This window comes from Skermanella mucosa (assembly GCF_016765655.2).
Taxonomy (GTDB): Bacteria; Pseudomonadota; Alphaproteobacteria; order Azospirillales; family Azospirillaceae; genus Skermanella; species Skermanella mucosa.
This window is the reverse complement of sequence record NZ_CP086106.1, coordinates 2,309,168-2,323,166: the sequence shown is the minus strand read 5'-3', so window position 1 is coordinate 2,323,166 and position 13,999 is coordinate 2,309,168. Positions and strand designations below refer to the sequence as shown.

12 protein-coding genes are annotated in these 13,999 nt (G+C 57.9%); 9 read left to right on the top strand and 3 right to left on the bottom strand.

The annotated features are described in order from the left end of the window. Positions 1-100: 100 nt before the first annotated feature. Positions 101-433: a hypothetical protein gene (locus JL100_RS10470; protein WP_202685817.1), complete on the top strand. Its 333-nt coding sequence runs from the start codon at positions 101-103 to the stop codon at positions 431-433. A 77-nt stretch (positions 434-510) separates the two neighbouring features. Here JL100_RS10470 and JL100_RS10465 read toward each other — a convergent pair whose 3' ends face one another. From JL100_RS10465 to JL100_RS10455, 3 genes are all read right to left on the bottom strand, one after another. Next, positions 511-732 carry a hypothetical protein gene (locus tag JL100_RS10465; protein WP_202685816.1) on the bottom strand — a complete coding sequence of 74 codons (222 nt, stop codon included), beginning with the start codon at positions 730-732 and terminating at the stop codon, positions 511-513. A gap of 78 nt (positions 733-810) precedes the next feature. Then, complete coding sequence (locus JL100_RS10460) at positions 811-1,425, bottom strand: recombinase family protein (RefSeq protein ID WP_202685815.1); 615 nt, start codon at positions 1,423-1,425, stop codon at positions 811-813. Positions 1,426-1,673: 248 nt separating this feature from the next. Beyond that, on the bottom strand, positions 1,674-3,395 hold the full coding sequence (locus JL100_RS10455; RefSeq protein ID WP_202685716.1) for a phage Gp37/Gp68 family protein: 1,722 nt from the start codon (positions 3,393-3,395) through the stop codon (positions 1,674-1,676). A gap of 149 nt (positions 3,396-3,544) precedes the next feature. On the opposite strand from JL100_RS10455, the gene JL100_RS10450 reads away from it, so the two are divergent. The 8 genes from JL100_RS10450 to JL100_RS10415 all read left to right on the top strand — a co-directional run bounded on the left by JL100_RS10450 (position 3,545) and on the right by JL100_RS10415 (position 13,800). Continuing rightward, a complete protein-coding gene (locus JL100_RS10450) occupies positions 3,545-4,255 on the top strand; it encodes a hypothetical protein (protein ID WP_202685717.1) in 711 nt (236 codons plus the stop codon). A 729-nt stretch (positions 4,256-4,984) separates the two neighbouring features. After that, entirely contained in the window at positions 4,985-6,541 is a 1,557-nt protein-coding gene (locus JL100_RS10445; protein ID WP_202685718.1) for a type I restriction-modification system subunit M, read from the top strand. A gap of 28 nt (positions 6,542-6,569) precedes the next feature. Continuing rightward, positions 6,570-7,763, top strand: coding sequence for a restriction endonuclease subunit S (locus JL100_RS10440; protein ID WP_267133608.1), 1,194 nt, complete (start codon positions 6,570-6,572; stop codon positions 7,761-7,763). Between the two features lie 24 nt (positions 7,764-7,787). Further along, complete coding sequence (locus JL100_RS10435; RefSeq protein WP_228421186.1) at positions 7,788-8,396, top strand: type I restriction endonuclease; 609 nt, start codon at positions 7,788-7,790, stop codon at positions 8,394-8,396. Further along, positions 8,288-9,508, top strand: coding sequence for an IS256 family transposase (locus tag JL100_RS10430; RefSeq protein ID WP_201072050.1), 1,221 nt, complete (start codon positions 8,288-8,290; stop codon positions 9,506-9,508). Before JL100_RS10435 ends, JL100_RS10430 begins: the two co-directional genes overlap by 109 nt. Before the next feature lie 49 nt (positions 9,509-9,557). After that, on the top strand, positions 9,558-12,140 hold the full coding sequence (locus tag JL100_RS10425) for a type I restriction endonuclease subunit R (RefSeq protein WP_228421342.1): 2,583 nt from the start codon (positions 9,558-9,560) through the stop codon (positions 12,138-12,140). 2 nt (positions 12,141-12,142) lie between these two features. Next, complete coding sequence (locus JL100_RS10420) at positions 12,143-12,883, top strand: M48 family metallopeptidase (protein WP_202685230.1); 741 nt, start codon at positions 12,143-12,145, stop codon at positions 12,881-12,883. Next, entirely contained in the window at positions 12,883-13,800 is a 918-nt protein-coding gene (locus JL100_RS10415) for a restriction endonuclease (RefSeq protein WP_202685229.1), read from the top strand. Before JL100_RS10420 ends, JL100_RS10415 begins: the two co-directional genes overlap by 1 nt. The last annotated feature ends 199 nt before the right edge of the window (positions 13,801-13,999 follow it).

Sequence of the window (13,999 nt, the reverse complement as noted above, 5' to 3'; positions counted from 1 at the left end):
TGACCAAACAGTAATTTTGCTTCTCCCTGATCAGATGCTTCAAATTACCCTTACCGCAGCGGATGGCTACGGTTCGAAACACATAGAAAGGTTGTTTACCATGGACGTTAAGCTTCTCAGACATCTGCTCACTATGCACAAGCACAAGGCTGTCGTGGACGCAGAGAACACGGCATTGCGGACGGAGGTCGAAAGCCGATCCCATATCACCAGAATCGATGTCCGGACCTGCTGGATCGACAAGCTCTCGTCGTCGGCCGGACGCGTTCCTGGTCAATACAGCATTGCTCCGGGTCGGGTATGGTGGTCGGGAGGAAACTGCTATCGCACCTTCATCGTAGGGTGTGACGACCTGGCGGTGCTTACCCTTGCCAGACTTCGCTGGCACTGCGTGCCCGGTGGGAAGATCGGCTTCGAGTTCCCGCAGGACTGAGGTCATGCTCCAGCCGGCGCCTGCGGCGCCGGCTGGAGCAACCAACAGGCATGCTCAGGACAAAACCGATCCCAGCGTCAGTTCCAGGCATCCTGCAGCCGGTCGCAGATCTCAACCGACTGGCAGCCGCACTGGACAGCAATCCGATCTGCATCCGGCTTGGCGTCAAGGATAACGACATCATCACGATCCTGGGCGAAGGCTCGGAACCGGTTCCAGTCAGTCGGATCAAGGTAGAGGACTGCGACGTGCTCATGACGATGGCTGCGTCGTTTGCTAATGAACTCGTGGGCTCGCATGCTGAACTCCGTGACGGGCGACGCCGAGGTGCGTCCCGGTATTTACCCGCCGAGAGCCAGTCCGGCACAGTCTTGGGCTCAGACTGTGCCGGACTGGCTCTCGGCGACCATGGACTGCCTGACCCGCGAGACCGCTGTCGGACTGACGCCGGTCAACCGGGCCACCTGCCGCACGCCGGCACCGCCGGCCAGGGCCTGCCGGACGCTCTCAAGCTTGCCCGCCGGCATCGGCGGTCGACCGATGCGGCGACCCTGACTACGAGCCCGGTCGAGCCCGGCCATGACCCGCTCCCGGATCATCGATCGTTCGAACTCGGCGAACACCCCCAGCAGTTGGAACATCATTCGGCCCGACGGTGTCGAGGTGTCGAGGCCCTGCCGGTGCAGGTAGAGATCAATCCCGCGGGCTTGGATGTCGGCCAGAAAACCCACGAGATCCTGGAGCGACTGGCCGAGTCGGTCCACGCTCCACGCCGCGATCAGGTCGAACTCCCGGCGTGCCACCCCCTTCAGCAGGGCGTCAAACCCTGGTCTCTGCTCCCGACCCTTCGCACCGCTGATCCCCTCATCGACATGGACGGCCACGACGACCCAACCCAACCGCTCGCCCATCGCCTGGAGAGCGACGAGTTGGTTCTCGACTGTCTGGTGCCGATCCGTCGACACCCTGGCGTATATGGCGACCTTCTTCATGCCGATCACCGTCGCACAGGCCCAGCCGCTGTCAACTAACCGGGTGGTTGTGGGACACCGCAGAAGAGGCTCCGGAAGCCAGGAAATATGCGACGCTGGGGACCCGGTTGGCGGAGGGGGTTTTGGGACATCCGCCACAGGAGGAGTGTCAAGGGAGCAAGCAGGGGAAGTGGCTCTCGCCACCTCCCCACCAGTGCCGAAAACTGTTTCCAGAAACAGTTCGGAGCTAGGTCTTGCCCTCCTGCCGGTTAAGAACTGCGGAGGACTTCGGCCATCTTTTCTGGCATCTCTCGCCAGAGCCGCTCATCAAGCAGGGCTCCGCCATGGCTGTTGGCATCCCCGACCTCCTCTTCCATCGATTTGGCCTTCGCCAATCCGTACTCCCTCGTCAGAGGGTTGAATTTCCAGTCTCCCCATTGTTTGAAGAAAAACGGGATTTCACCACTTAGGCACTGATCCCGAAGGTTCCTAAGCCAATCGGGCTCTGGCTTCCGAATTCGAGATTGCCCAGATTCTCCGCCAGCAATGACCCAATCGATGCCCGTGAGATTGAGGTCTCCGACATCCTCGATCAGCGGCTCCAGCGACAGGAACCGTTTGGCATCGATCTCTTGGAGTGCAGCGATGCGATGGAGGCCTTTCCTGACGCCCACCGATGTGCCAAGCCATGCATTATCCGGCCAGGAGCGACCGAGAACCTTGAGCCGCTTCGCCACGACGTTGGGACGCTTGGTCAGGACCTGGTACACATGCCTGTCTGCCGTTTGCTCGATGACATCGAGCATCTCAGCGAAATTTTCTGGCTTGATCCCAGGGTGTCCCAGATCGCTCATTGAGTTTACAAAGATAAGCTGCCCCTTTCCCCAGTGGAGCGGCTGCCGTGCGGCTTTGCTGTCCCAGTTAAGTCTTCCGGTCCACTCGAGCCGACCATTATTGCCCGTTCTAGTTGTTCCTTCATACTTCATCCTTCCCATACCCTGCTGGCGAGCCGAAAAAGATCGAGCGTAACAGTTATCGCAATCAGCATCGGCATTGGAGCATCCGCCCGAGGGATTAACACGACGATTGCCGGTCCATTCTATGCTCAGTCTCTGCGAGGTAACTGTTCGTATGTCTGGATCTTCGGGAGGCGGTTCTCCGTGCTCAGTCTCAGGCTTGTCAGCATAAGAATAGTACCGCTCAATTATCTGGCCCAGCAATTTCTCATCCGGAGCGAGATCATCGATCAAGTGGTATCCAGCCTCTTCAGCTTTTCGAACTAGAAACGCCCTGTAAGATCCAGGAGGGAATCCATCATCCTCCGGAATACTAAATGAGAACTGTACAGGTTTCGAATCCAGAACTGACAGCCCAACTTCATATTTGTTCCTTTTCCTGGCCGTATAATCAAGAGAAACTCTTCCGCACATTCCGTTTTTTACCACATAATTGTAAGCGTCATCGAAATTGAATTTTCCAATCTCCGCCAAAGCCGCTGCCGTATATCCAATTCTGTTGCACAGGACTTTAATCGCTCCCTTTCTATTCTCTTTGCCATCAAAAAGGTATTTGTGGACCATCATCACGGCATAAGGGTCTATCGCTCGGGCATCGGGCCACTTCTTCTCGACACCTCCCAGCTTCGCAGGAGTTGAAAGAAATGCTCGTCGCTCCTGCGGTGGCATAGCTGAGATCCGTGCGTACAGTGGAGCGAATTTGGTTGCGATGACGGCCATTCGGCTTTCGAAATCCAATTTCATAGTTCGGCCGGCTAATCGATGCCTATCCATATCACCGATCAGGAGTTGCACTTCGTCAACGTGCTCGAGAACACCCGCTTCCAGATCTGTGAAGCCCGAATCGGCTTCCGCTGATGCATCTTCATCCGCTGAACTGTTTCCGGAAACAGTTTGCTCTTGCTCTGCGTGCTGTTGAGCGTGGTCCTCGTCGGCTTGGAGCGTAGACTGACTATCATTCGTGAAAGTATTCATTCTTGTACTTCTCCCCATATTCGCACACGTTGTGAGTATTTGCCATGTTGCGGTAAGTTGGCGATATGCAGTGGCCACTGACGAAGATATAATGCCGCTGAGAAGTTTCCGGTGCCACAGCAGACAATTGACAGAGGGGGGAGTTGTCAATGGAAATTCGAAATGCCGTTCTTTTACAAGGTGTTAAGTCAGAGGAGGGGCGGCGAGACAAGCTGTCCGAGAACCTGGATATCATCAAGCGAGGGTCGCGGTACCGGTTGATCGGCGAACTCTCACTTGCCGAAGTATTTCAGCATCCAACGTTAGGTATAGCTCTTGAGAGGTTTGGTATCGTTGACTTGGTTCTTGTTGAGTCTTATGACGCAATACGCGGCCAATACGACCTCTTTGATGATTTCTTAGATTTCTGGATTAAGCTTGCCTTCATTGATGACATCATGGAAGAAATTTTTAGAATCGATGAGCAATCGCTCACCGACCCGTATGTTGACGATTACATACACATCAACACTGAAGAAATTGCGTCGCTTGCCGCAGTTGGGAAGTACAAGCTGAAGCAGGCACTACGAGGCTTTGAGGAGAGCCGGCCGCTCAGTCTGAAATCTCGTGAAAGAGATAAGAAGATATACGATGCGATGAAAGACATTGTTTGTTCTGGCGAAGCCACGGTGCTCGGAAGTATCTCTACAGCACTTCAAATACGAGGCTACCACGCACGCGGAAGGAACGGCAAGCCGACCCCCTTTCACGAGAGTCAGCTGCTGCGAATCGCCGACAGCGTTGGGAAAGGGAAGGAATTTAGAAAATTGCGACAGTTGCACAGCACCAAACGCAGCCTGACTCCTCGTCGAAAGGAGTGACTCCACAACTCAATAGTTGGAGGTGGTGAGCCCAGATCTGATCGTATGAGGGAAAAGACATCCCAGGTCGCGGATTTTCGTCTGTCGCAACTCTTAGCTTTGAAGAGCCAGGAGTGACAGCGTCACAACACCGGTTGGGGTGCCGCCACCCAAGAGGAGGTACAAGGCATCCAACCTAATGTAGAGGGACGTGCCGACAGGACCCGAGAGGACGCCCGAGCCGCCGATCTCTGTGGCTCCACTCTGGCTCAAAACGATGCTGCTGACCCTGGACTATGCGTCCGATTCGTTCTTCGTGATTGCCGTCGCACTACCGGCCTTGTCGCTGGCAACGAGGAAGACGCCGTCACGGGCATCGATCTTGATGAACGTTTTAGTCATGGAGCCCATAAGGCTGTCGATGTACCATTCCTGGGTCGAGGTCAGGGTTTTGCCGTTAATGTCGAGTGCACTGACGCTGACACTAGATTCAACCAGAATGCAGGTGGTGCGAGGGTTTTGGCACGGTTTTCGTGCATCTTCTGAATGCGTCTGTGCACCAGGTTGCTGCCCGGTGTCGACGTTAAGTCCTCAGCCAGTAAGACGATTCCGTCAATGGACCAGAGGGGACCCGCGTCGATCGTCAGTCCCAAAAAAACTTCTACCAGGTAAGGCACTTCAGTGAGTTACCTGCTGTACTTCTTCTGATAGATTGCCGCCTCTATCACGCCTGAGGCCAACGGCAGACACATGACGGTACTATCGCTCGACCAGCTTGAAGCCCACCTCTGGAGGGCCGCCGATATCCTCCGAGGGGCAATCGATGCCAGTGATTACAAGCACTACATCTTCGGTCTTCTGTTCTACAAACGGCTATGTGACGTATGGGAGGAAGAGTACGAAGAACGGCTGGCGAGATACGGCGATGAGGAACTTGCCGCCGACCCCGAGGAGCACCGCTTTCCCATCCCCGTTGGGCACTTCTGGAAGGATGTGCGGAGGCACACCACTGACATCGGTACCCACCTCAACGTCGCATTCCACGCGGTTGAAGACGCCAACCACCGTCTGCGGGGCGTGTTCCAGGACGTGGATTTTAACAACAAGGAACGCTTTCCCGACGCAGTTCTGGAGAAGCTCCTTCAGCACTTCGAGAGGTACCGGCTCCGCAACGTCGACGTCGAGCCGGACGTTCTTGGGCAGGCGTACGAGTACCTGATCGCCCAGTTCGCCGATGACGCAGGCAAAAAGGGGGGCGAATTTTACACCCCCAAGATGGTTGTACGGCTGATCGTGGAATGTCTCCGTCCCGACGAGGGCATGTCCATCTACGACCCCACTTGTGGGTCCGGTGGTATGTTGCTGGAGGTCGTCCACCACTTGGAGCGGCTGGGCAAGAACCCGAAGAGTTTGTCCCTGTTTGGGCAGGAGCGGAACCTGAACACCTGGGCCATCTGCCAGATGAACCTGTTCCTGCACGACATCGACGACGCGTCAGTCGCCCGAGGTGACACCCTCATTGACCCTAAGCACCTCATTGGTGAGGGTGTTAGACGGCAAGGTGTTGACGGACTGATGGACACACTGAAAGGAGTACATCTAGCTCGTGGTGCCATCCGCACTTTTGACCGTGTTCTAGCTAATCCACCTTTTTCATTAAAGCAATGGGGACACGACGTTTGGAGCAACGGTGATCCTTTCGCCCGTGACCGCTACGGCTGCCCGCCTAAGTCTTATGCCGACCTGGCCTTCGTGCAGCACATGATCGCCAGCCTGAAGCACGACGGTATGTTGGGTGTGGTCCTGCCCCACGGCATCCTGTTCCGCAGCGGGGCCGAGGGGCGGATCCGCGAGGGCATGCTGAAGGACGACCTGATAGAGGCCGTGATCGGGTTGGCCCCCAACCTGTTCTACGGGGCCGGGATCCCCGCCTGCATCGTCATCATCCGCAAGGACAAGCCTGCCGAGCGGAAGGGCAAGGTGCTATTTGTTAACGGCGTGGAGCAGTTCGTCGAGGGCAAGGCTCAGAACCATCTGTCCGCCAGTAACGTCGCCGTCCTCGCCAGGGCATTTCACGACTATGCCGACGTGGACCGCCTTGCCCGCGTGGTGCCGATCCAGGAGATCGCTACCAACGACCATAACCTCAACATCAGCCGCTATGTCCACGTCACCGAGGACGCGGAAGACCTCGACGTGGCCGAGGAAGTCGAGAAGCTCCTCGAACTACGGGAACAGCGGGACACCGCTGAAGCAAAAATGATGGGTTTTTTGAAGGAGCTTGGGTATGTCCCAGAAGGTGCCTGAGGGATGGCTCAAGACTACTCTGGGGGAAATGGCAGACATCGTGGGCGGCTCTACACCGTCTAAGGATGAAGCTTCCTACTGGGAAGATGGCACAATTGCCTGGGCGACTCCGTCGGACGTAACCAAACTTCCCATCGGGGTAACGAAAATCAACAGGACGGCTTCAAGTATAAATGATAAGGCCATCAAAGGTTTGTCTCTAAGGTTGCTTCCGCCTGGGTCTGTTCTCATGACCAGCAGGGCGACCATAGGGTACCCGGTGATTAACTTGGTGCCGATGACAACGAACCAAGGGTTCGCGAACTTTCTGCCTAGCCGCCACTATGATCCTACGTTTCTGACCCAATGGATCATCTACAATCGTTTGAACTTGGAACGTCTTGCAGGTGGCAGCACATTTTTGGAGATCAGCAAGAAGTCTCTCAAGAGTTTTCCTATAGCTCTACCACCGCTACATGCACAACGCCGCATTGCTGAGATCCTCACTAGTGTGGACGAGGCCATTCAGGCGACACAAGCAGTCATCGAGCAGACCCGCAAAGTCAAGCAGGGTGTCCTTAAACGGCTGCTGACCCGAGGCATCGGACACACCCGCTTCAAGCTGACCGAGGTCGGCGAAATTCCAGAGACTTGGGAACTGAAACCGCTTGGAGAGTTATGCACTCTCACTAATGGTAACGGTTTTCGCCCAACAGAATGGACTAGTCATGGGTTGCCTATTATCAGGATTCAAAATCTCAATGGCTCGCGGGAGTTCAATTACTTTGCAGGGACGCCGAAAGACAAGTGGATTGTTGACCCTGGTGATCTGCTCTTTTCTTGGGCTGGCGTTCGAGGGGTGTCATTCGGACCTCACCTCTGGGATGGCCCTCGTGGAGTGCTGAACCAGCACATCTTCAAAGTGCACTCATGTTCTGAAGTGGACAAGTTCTGGCTGTTCTTTGCGATGACATTGGTCACGACTCGCATTGAATCTAAGGCTCACGGCTTCAAGGCAAGCTTGCTCCATGTTCATAAGTCAGAAATCACAAATCAGCTTATAGCCGTGCCACCGAAGCCCGAGCAGGAAAAGATTGTTCATCGCCTTAATGCGTTGTCAGAAGCCGAGCAAGCTTCCAGGGAGGAGTTGGCTTCTTTGAAGGAAACCAAATCCGCCCTTCTATCCGACCTCCTGTCGGGCCAGAAGCGGGTCTTCATCGACAACTTAGCCGCTGCTGAATAGGGCACGAGAAGAGGAGAGACAGTTGTGGCCCAGGGCATGGAATGGCATCTTGTCGAACAGCCGACTATCGTCTGCCTTGAGGCCATGGGTTACTGCTTCGTGCCACCGGAGGACCATGCAGACCTCCGCGACGGCGATAATCAGGTGCTGTTCCGCCCCCATGTCGTGGCTGCCATCAAACGGATCAATGGTGTGTCTGAGGCCGACGCCCAGGCGGCCTACGCTGACCTCGTGTCGGTGTCCAGCAACGAGGCGTGGTTATCCATTCTGCGAGGCAACTTCAGTCGCCCCATTCAGGGTGAGGCTACACGGCGAACCCTTCGCGTAATCGATTTCCGCACTCTCACCAACAATGTCCTGACGGTTACTCACCAGTTCCGCGTCAAGGCCGAGGTGACTCGCATCCCTGATGTGGTGATCCATCTCAACGGCATCCCCGTCGTGGTGATCGAGTGTAAGAGCCCGAGGGACTATCGGGAATTTCGTGCTTGGCGGGGTTATCCTGAAACAGAAGGAGACCCTGAATGGCCCGACGCAAAGATCCTGTTATCCCTGACGCGATCCTTGACCAGCTGCTGGCTGGAGCCGATGCGAAGACGGCATTCGACCAGAACGGCCTGCTCGACCAGCTGAAGAAGGCGCTGACGGAGCGGGCGCTGAAGGCGGAGCTGGATCATCATCTGGCTGGAGATGAGAGCGGCAACCGTCGCAACGGTTACGGCCACAAGACGGTGCTGACCGATGGCGGCTCGATGGGTCTGTCCATTCCCCGCGATCGGTCGGGGACGTTCGATCCGGCGCTGATCGGCAAATACCAGCGGCGCTTCCCCGGCTTCGACGAGAAGATCATCTCAATGTACGCACGCGGCATGTCAACCCGGGAGATCACGGGACACCTGCGGGAGCTCTATGGCATCGAGGTGTCGGCCGACCTGATCTCCACGGTGACGGACGCCGTGATCGAGGAGGTGACGGCCTGGCAGAACCGGCCGCTGGAGGCGATCTACCCCCTGGTGTTCCTGGATGCCATCCGGGTCAAGATCCGCGACGAAGGTCTGGTCCGCAACAAGGCCATCCATGTCGCCATCGGCGTGCGGGCCGACGGCGCCAAGGAGGTGCTGGGCCTGTGGATCGAACAGAACGAGGGCGCCAAGTTCTGGCTGCGCGTCCTGAACGAGTTGAAGAACCGGGGTGTGGAGGACATCCTGCTGGCCGTCGTCGATGGGCTGAAAGGCTTTCCCGAGGCGATCGCGGCTGCCTATCCGGAGACGATTGTTCAGACTTGCGTCGTTCATCTGCTGCGCCACAGCATGGAGTTCGCGTCCTGGAAGGACCGCAAGGCCATCGCCGCCGCCCTGAAGACGGTCTACGACGCTGTCGACGACAAGGCCGCCGAGATGGCTCTGAGCGCCTTTGAGACCGGGCCTTGGGGCGAAAAATACGCGGCCATCGGCAAGGCTTGGCGGCGGGCGTGGCCGGAGGTCATCCCCTTCTTTGCCTTCCCGCGCGAGGTCCGGCGCATCCTTTACACGACCAATGCCATTGAAGCGTTGAACTCAAAGCTGCGCCGGGCGGTCCGGGCCAGGGGGCATTTCCCCAATGACGAGGCCGCGCTGAAGCTCCTGTTTCTCGTCTTGAACCGCGCGGAGAAAGACTGGAAGATGCCGCCCCGGGAATGGACGGCCGCCAAAGCCCAGATGGCTGTCATCTTCGGCGACCGGTTCGCAAAGGCGATGACCGCCTGATACTGAACCCGCCCCGCCAAGCACGGAATTCCCGACAGTCCCGAGCCCGATCAACCATAAGGACAAGACGGGTGAGGCATTCGAGCAGATCCGACAGTACGAGCGAGACATCCCCCGCCTGTTTCTGTCCAACTGCTTCAACATCGTCACCGACAGCACCAACTGTCTGTACGGATCGACGGGGAGCCTGTCGAAGTTTTTCGCGACGTGGTGTGATCCCTGGCCCCGGCAGGCGACCGACTTCGCCGACGAGCTTACCAAGGGGCTATGGAGCCTTCTGGAGCCCTCCCGCCTGCTCGACCTGATCGCCCACTTCATCGTCTTCGAGAAGACTGACGCTGGTACCGTCAAGAAGATGTGCCGCTATCAGCAGTTCCGGGCGGTCAACAAGATCGTAGAGCGGGTGACGGCGAACCAGCACCGTCGCGGGCTGATCTGGCACACCCAGGGGTCGGGCAAGTCGCTGACCATGGTATTCGCTGCTCTCAAGCTGAAGACCCACCTGACCGTCACGTCACCCGAACTGGCGAACCCCAACATCATGGTGCTGACCGACCGTATCGACTTGCACGGTCAGATCAGCGGCACCTTCACCGCCTGCGGGCTGCCAAACCCGGTGGCGGTGGACAGTATCCGTGACCTTCGGACCCTTATTGCCAGTGGAACCGATGGCTTGACGGTACTGTCCACCATCTTCAAGTTCCAAGGGTCCGACAGGCAGATCCCAAACTCCGCCAACTGGATTGTCATGGTCGATGAATGTCATCGAACGCAGGAGAAGGACCTTGGTGCCTACCTGCGAAAGACCATGCCCGACGCCCGCTTCTTCGGTTTCACCGGCACCCCGATCAAGAAGAACGACAAGGACACCTACGCCAACTTCGGCGTGGTCGGCGAAGGCTACCTCGACAAGTACGGCATCGATGACGCGGTGGCGGACGGGGCGACGGTTCCGATCTACTATACAGGCCGTAAGACCGACTGGCACATCGATGAGGCCAAGATCGACATCCTGTTCGACCAGTGGTTCGCTGACCTGCCCGACGACAAGCTGGAGCAGGTTAAGAAGCGTGGTGTCAAGATCACCGACTTGGTGAAGCATCCCAAGCGGGTCGCCCTGGTTGCCTACGACATCTGGACGCACTTCAAGGAGTACGCCCGTCCGGACGGCTTCAAGGCCCAGATCGTCGCCATCGACCGCGAGGCGGTAATCCTCTACAAGCGGGCCTTGGACAAGGTCATCACAGAAGATCTCATCGCCAAGGGGATGGACAGCGACGCGGCCACGGCACAAGCCGCCGCCATGTCGGCATGCGTCTACTCCGCCTCACAGGAGGACGCGAAGCCCAGCGAAGATGGCCGTATCCAGGACATTCGTGAGGGCCTTCAGGTCCACTACCTCGACCGAGACGCCGAGACCGTTGTCAAGCAAGCCTTCGGCAAGAAGGGAAGCCAGCCGGAGTTCCTCATTGTCTGCGATAAGCTGCTGACCGGGTTCGACGCCCCCATCGAGTCTGTGATGTACCTGGACAAACCGCTGAAGGAGCATGGCCTGCTTCAGGCCATCGCCCGTACCAACCGGGTCGCGGATGCGAAGAAGAGGAGCGGCCTCATCGCCGATTATATCGGCGTGTCCGATAACTTGGAGGAGGCCCTCGCGTCCTATCGGGCTGATGATGTGCAGAACGCCATGCGGAACCTCGATGATCTCCGTAATCAGCTTAGAACCGCACACGCCGTCGTCGCTCAAATGATGAAGGGCGTGAAGCGAGAGGTCGGGGGTAAGATCGGCAAGGGTACCCTCAAGGCGGAGTTCGACCGGCTCGTCGCTCTGCTCAAGACCGAGGACAAGTGGTTCGAATTCCAGAGCAAGGCCCGGGAGTTCATCGGCCTGTACGAGGCCGTCAGTCCCGACCCCGCTGTGCTGGAATTCACCGACGACCTGAAGTGGGTGGCGATCTTCCTCCAATACGGTACCCAGGTTTTTGAGAAGCGGGAAGCCTTCGATCAGCAGTCCTACAGTCGTAAGATCAGGGACATGCTGGACCAGCATCTTGATGCCACGGGGCTGAGCGTGACGGTCAAACTCCGCCATATCACCGATCCCGAGTTCTGGGACGACTTCAAGGTGGATGGGAAAACCGAAGATGACCTGAAGACGGCCGCCATCCGCAAGACCACGGAACTCCGCAAGGTGGTCTACGAGCGGATGTCCCAGAACCATCACCAGTACGCCAAGTTCTCGGAACGCCTACGGGAGCTTCTGGAGAAGCTGGACGGTTCCCAGATGTCTTGGGCCGATAAGCTGAGGATGGCAGAAGAACTTGCCAAGGATCTCAACGCGGAGGCAAAGGCACATGAGGGCACGGGGCTTTCCGAGGGGGCCTATGGCATTCTCCAGGTTCTTCGAGCCTTCAATGCGGGTGATGGTGCGGACGGTTTGGCGATGAAGATCGAAGCCCTGTACCGGGACGAAAGTACCGCACCGCCGCTTTGGCATGAGAAGGAAGGACTAAGGAGATCTCTTCGCCAGAAGGTCCGGGGCTACGCCCACGACTTCGGACTTGGAAACCTTAAGGAGGTCCCCATGCAGGTGGAGGAATTCGCTCTCAAGCACTTTGCGAGGGGCTGATCATGCCCGTTTTGACCGTTGGAAGTACCGGGATTGATTATGTCCTGCGTCGGTCTGCCTCAGTGACGCAGGCACGCATCACAGTCACGCCGAACGCGGTAGAGGTTGTGGTTCCGGCGGCTGCTACCGACGAGGAGGTCGCGACCGTGCTCCACCGTCGTCGGCGATGGCTGTTCGAGCAGACACGACATATGTCCGAACGGGTAGCAAGCTCAAACGCGGTTAGCCGCTTCGTCAGCGGGGCGAAGATCCCGTTTCGGGGTCGGCTCATGCGGTTACGGGTAGAGCCGGTTGAAGGTACCTTGATCGAGGTTTCCTACCGCAATGGCTTTGTCGTCGGGTACCCCAGAGCATTGTCTGAGGCCGTCCGCGACGACCTGATCGAGGACGCGTTGCGGCTTTGGTTCCGCAAGCGGCTTCGCGAGGACGCGGCAGTTTTCGTGCGGCGTCACGGCAAGCCGAACGGCCTGGAGCCCAGGGGCATGCTGGTCAAGGACCAGAAGTACCTATGGGGTAGTTGCGGCCGAGACAGCGTCGTGAACCTCAACTGGCACTTGGTTTTTGCCCCTAAGACGGTGCTGGAGTACGCGGTTGTCCATGAACTCTGCCACCTCAGGCACCGTACCCACGATGGGGCCTTCTGGGGACTGGTCGCCACCATCCTGCCGGATTGGAAGGTCAGGAAGGCGTGGCTGGACAACAACGAGCATTTCCTGACCCTGCGTCGCCTGGGGCCAACCTGATGGCGGTTCCCGATTTTCAGACCCTGATGCTCCCCGTCCTGAAGACCACCGCCGACGGCGGCGAGGTCCGCATCGGTGACGTAGTGGACCGCCTTGCCGACGCGTTCGCCCTGTCCGACGAGGAGCGTGCTCAACTTCTGCCTTCGGGGCGGCAGACGACATTCGCCAACCGGGTCCATTGGGCCAAAAGCCACCTCACCAAGGCCGGGCTGGTGGAGTTGACGAGGCGGGCTCACTTCCGCATCACCGTGGCGGGACGTGAGGTGCTGAAGTCGCCGCCGGAGCGGATCACCATCCGTTTCCTAGAACAGTTTCCCGGTTTCAAAGATTTCCGCGACGGCGTTACCGAAACGGGCGGAGCCGTGGAGGCCGCGTTGCCGGTTATCGAAAGCCCCCTGACCCCCGACGAGGTGATGCGGCAAGCCCATCGCCGCATTGAGGCGGCCCTGGCCGACGAGATCCTCCAGCGAGTGCGGACCGGGACGCCCGCCTTCTTCGAAAAGACCGTGGTCCGCCTCCTCGTCACCATGGGCTACGGCGGCTCGGTCATGGACCTCGACAAGGCATTGGTCGGGAAATCGGGCGACGATGGTGTGGATGGTGTCATCGACCAGGACCCGCTCGGGCTGGACCGAGTTTACGTGCAGGCGAAGCGGTACGCAGACGGAAACGCCGTTGGAGCCGGAGCCATCCGTGACTTCTTCGGCAGTCTCAACCTGTTCAAGGCGACCAAGGGGCTGTTCGTGACCACATCCACTTTCACCACCTCGGCCAAGGAAACCGCCGAGCGGCTTGGTATGCGGATCGTGCTGATCGACGGTATTAGGCTCGCTCACCTGATGATCCGTCACGAGGTCGGATGCAGGATCGAGGAGACCTTGCATATCAAGCGAGTGGACGAGGACTTTTTCGAATAGGTGTGCCGATACCCGACCCGAGTTTGAGAGCTTGATGTACCGGATGATCCCCGCCCCTCCAGATCGGACCCAACTGGGGACGGTCTCCCACATCAAAGCTGAGGTCAGGTTGAAGTCCAAGGTGGTGGTCACCATAGTTCTAGCCGCAGAACAGGAACCGGCTGAACTGCGACGATGGTCGTCCGAAAACCGCGATGTG

Bases quoted from the DNA above. Each gene is read 5' to 3' on its own strand.
- JL100_RS10460 (WP_202685815.1), bottom strand. From the start codon at position 1,425: ATGAAGAAGGTCGCCATATACGCCAGGGTGTCGACGGATCGGCACCAG.
- JL100_RS10430 (WP_201072050.1), top strand. From the start codon at position 8,288: ATGGCCCGACGCAAAGATCCTGTTATCCCTGACGCGATCCTTGACCAG.
- JL100_RS10420 (WP_202685230.1), top strand. From the start codon at position 12,143: ATGCCCGTTTTGACCGTTGGAAGTACCGGGATTGATTATGTCCTGCGT.
- JL100_RS10445 (WP_202685718.1), top strand. From the start codon at position 4,985: ATGACGGTACTATCGCTCGACCAGCTTGAAGCCCACCTCTGGAGGGCC.
- JL100_RS10415 (WP_202685229.1), top strand. From the start codon at position 12,883: ATGGCGGTTCCCGATTTTCAGACCCTGATGCTCCCCGTCCTGAAGACC.
- JL100_RS10465 (WP_202685816.1), bottom strand. From the start codon at position 732: ATGCGAGCCCACGAGTTCATTAGCAAACGACGCAGCCATCGTCATGAG.
- JL100_RS10440 (WP_267133608.1), top strand. From the start codon at position 6,570: ATGGCAGACATCGTGGGCGGCTCTACACCGTCTAAGGATGAAGCTTCC.
- JL100_RS10470 (WP_202685817.1), top strand. From the start codon at position 101: ATGGACGTTAAGCTTCTCAGACATCTGCTCACTATGCACAAGCACAAG.
- JL100_RS10455 (WP_202685716.1), bottom strand. From the start codon at position 3,395: ATGAATACTTTCACGAATGATAGTCAGTCTACGCTCCAAGCCGACGAG.
- JL100_RS10450 (WP_202685717.1), top strand. From the start codon at position 3,545: ATGGAAATTCGAAATGCCGTTCTTTTACAAGGTGTTAAGTCAGAGGAG.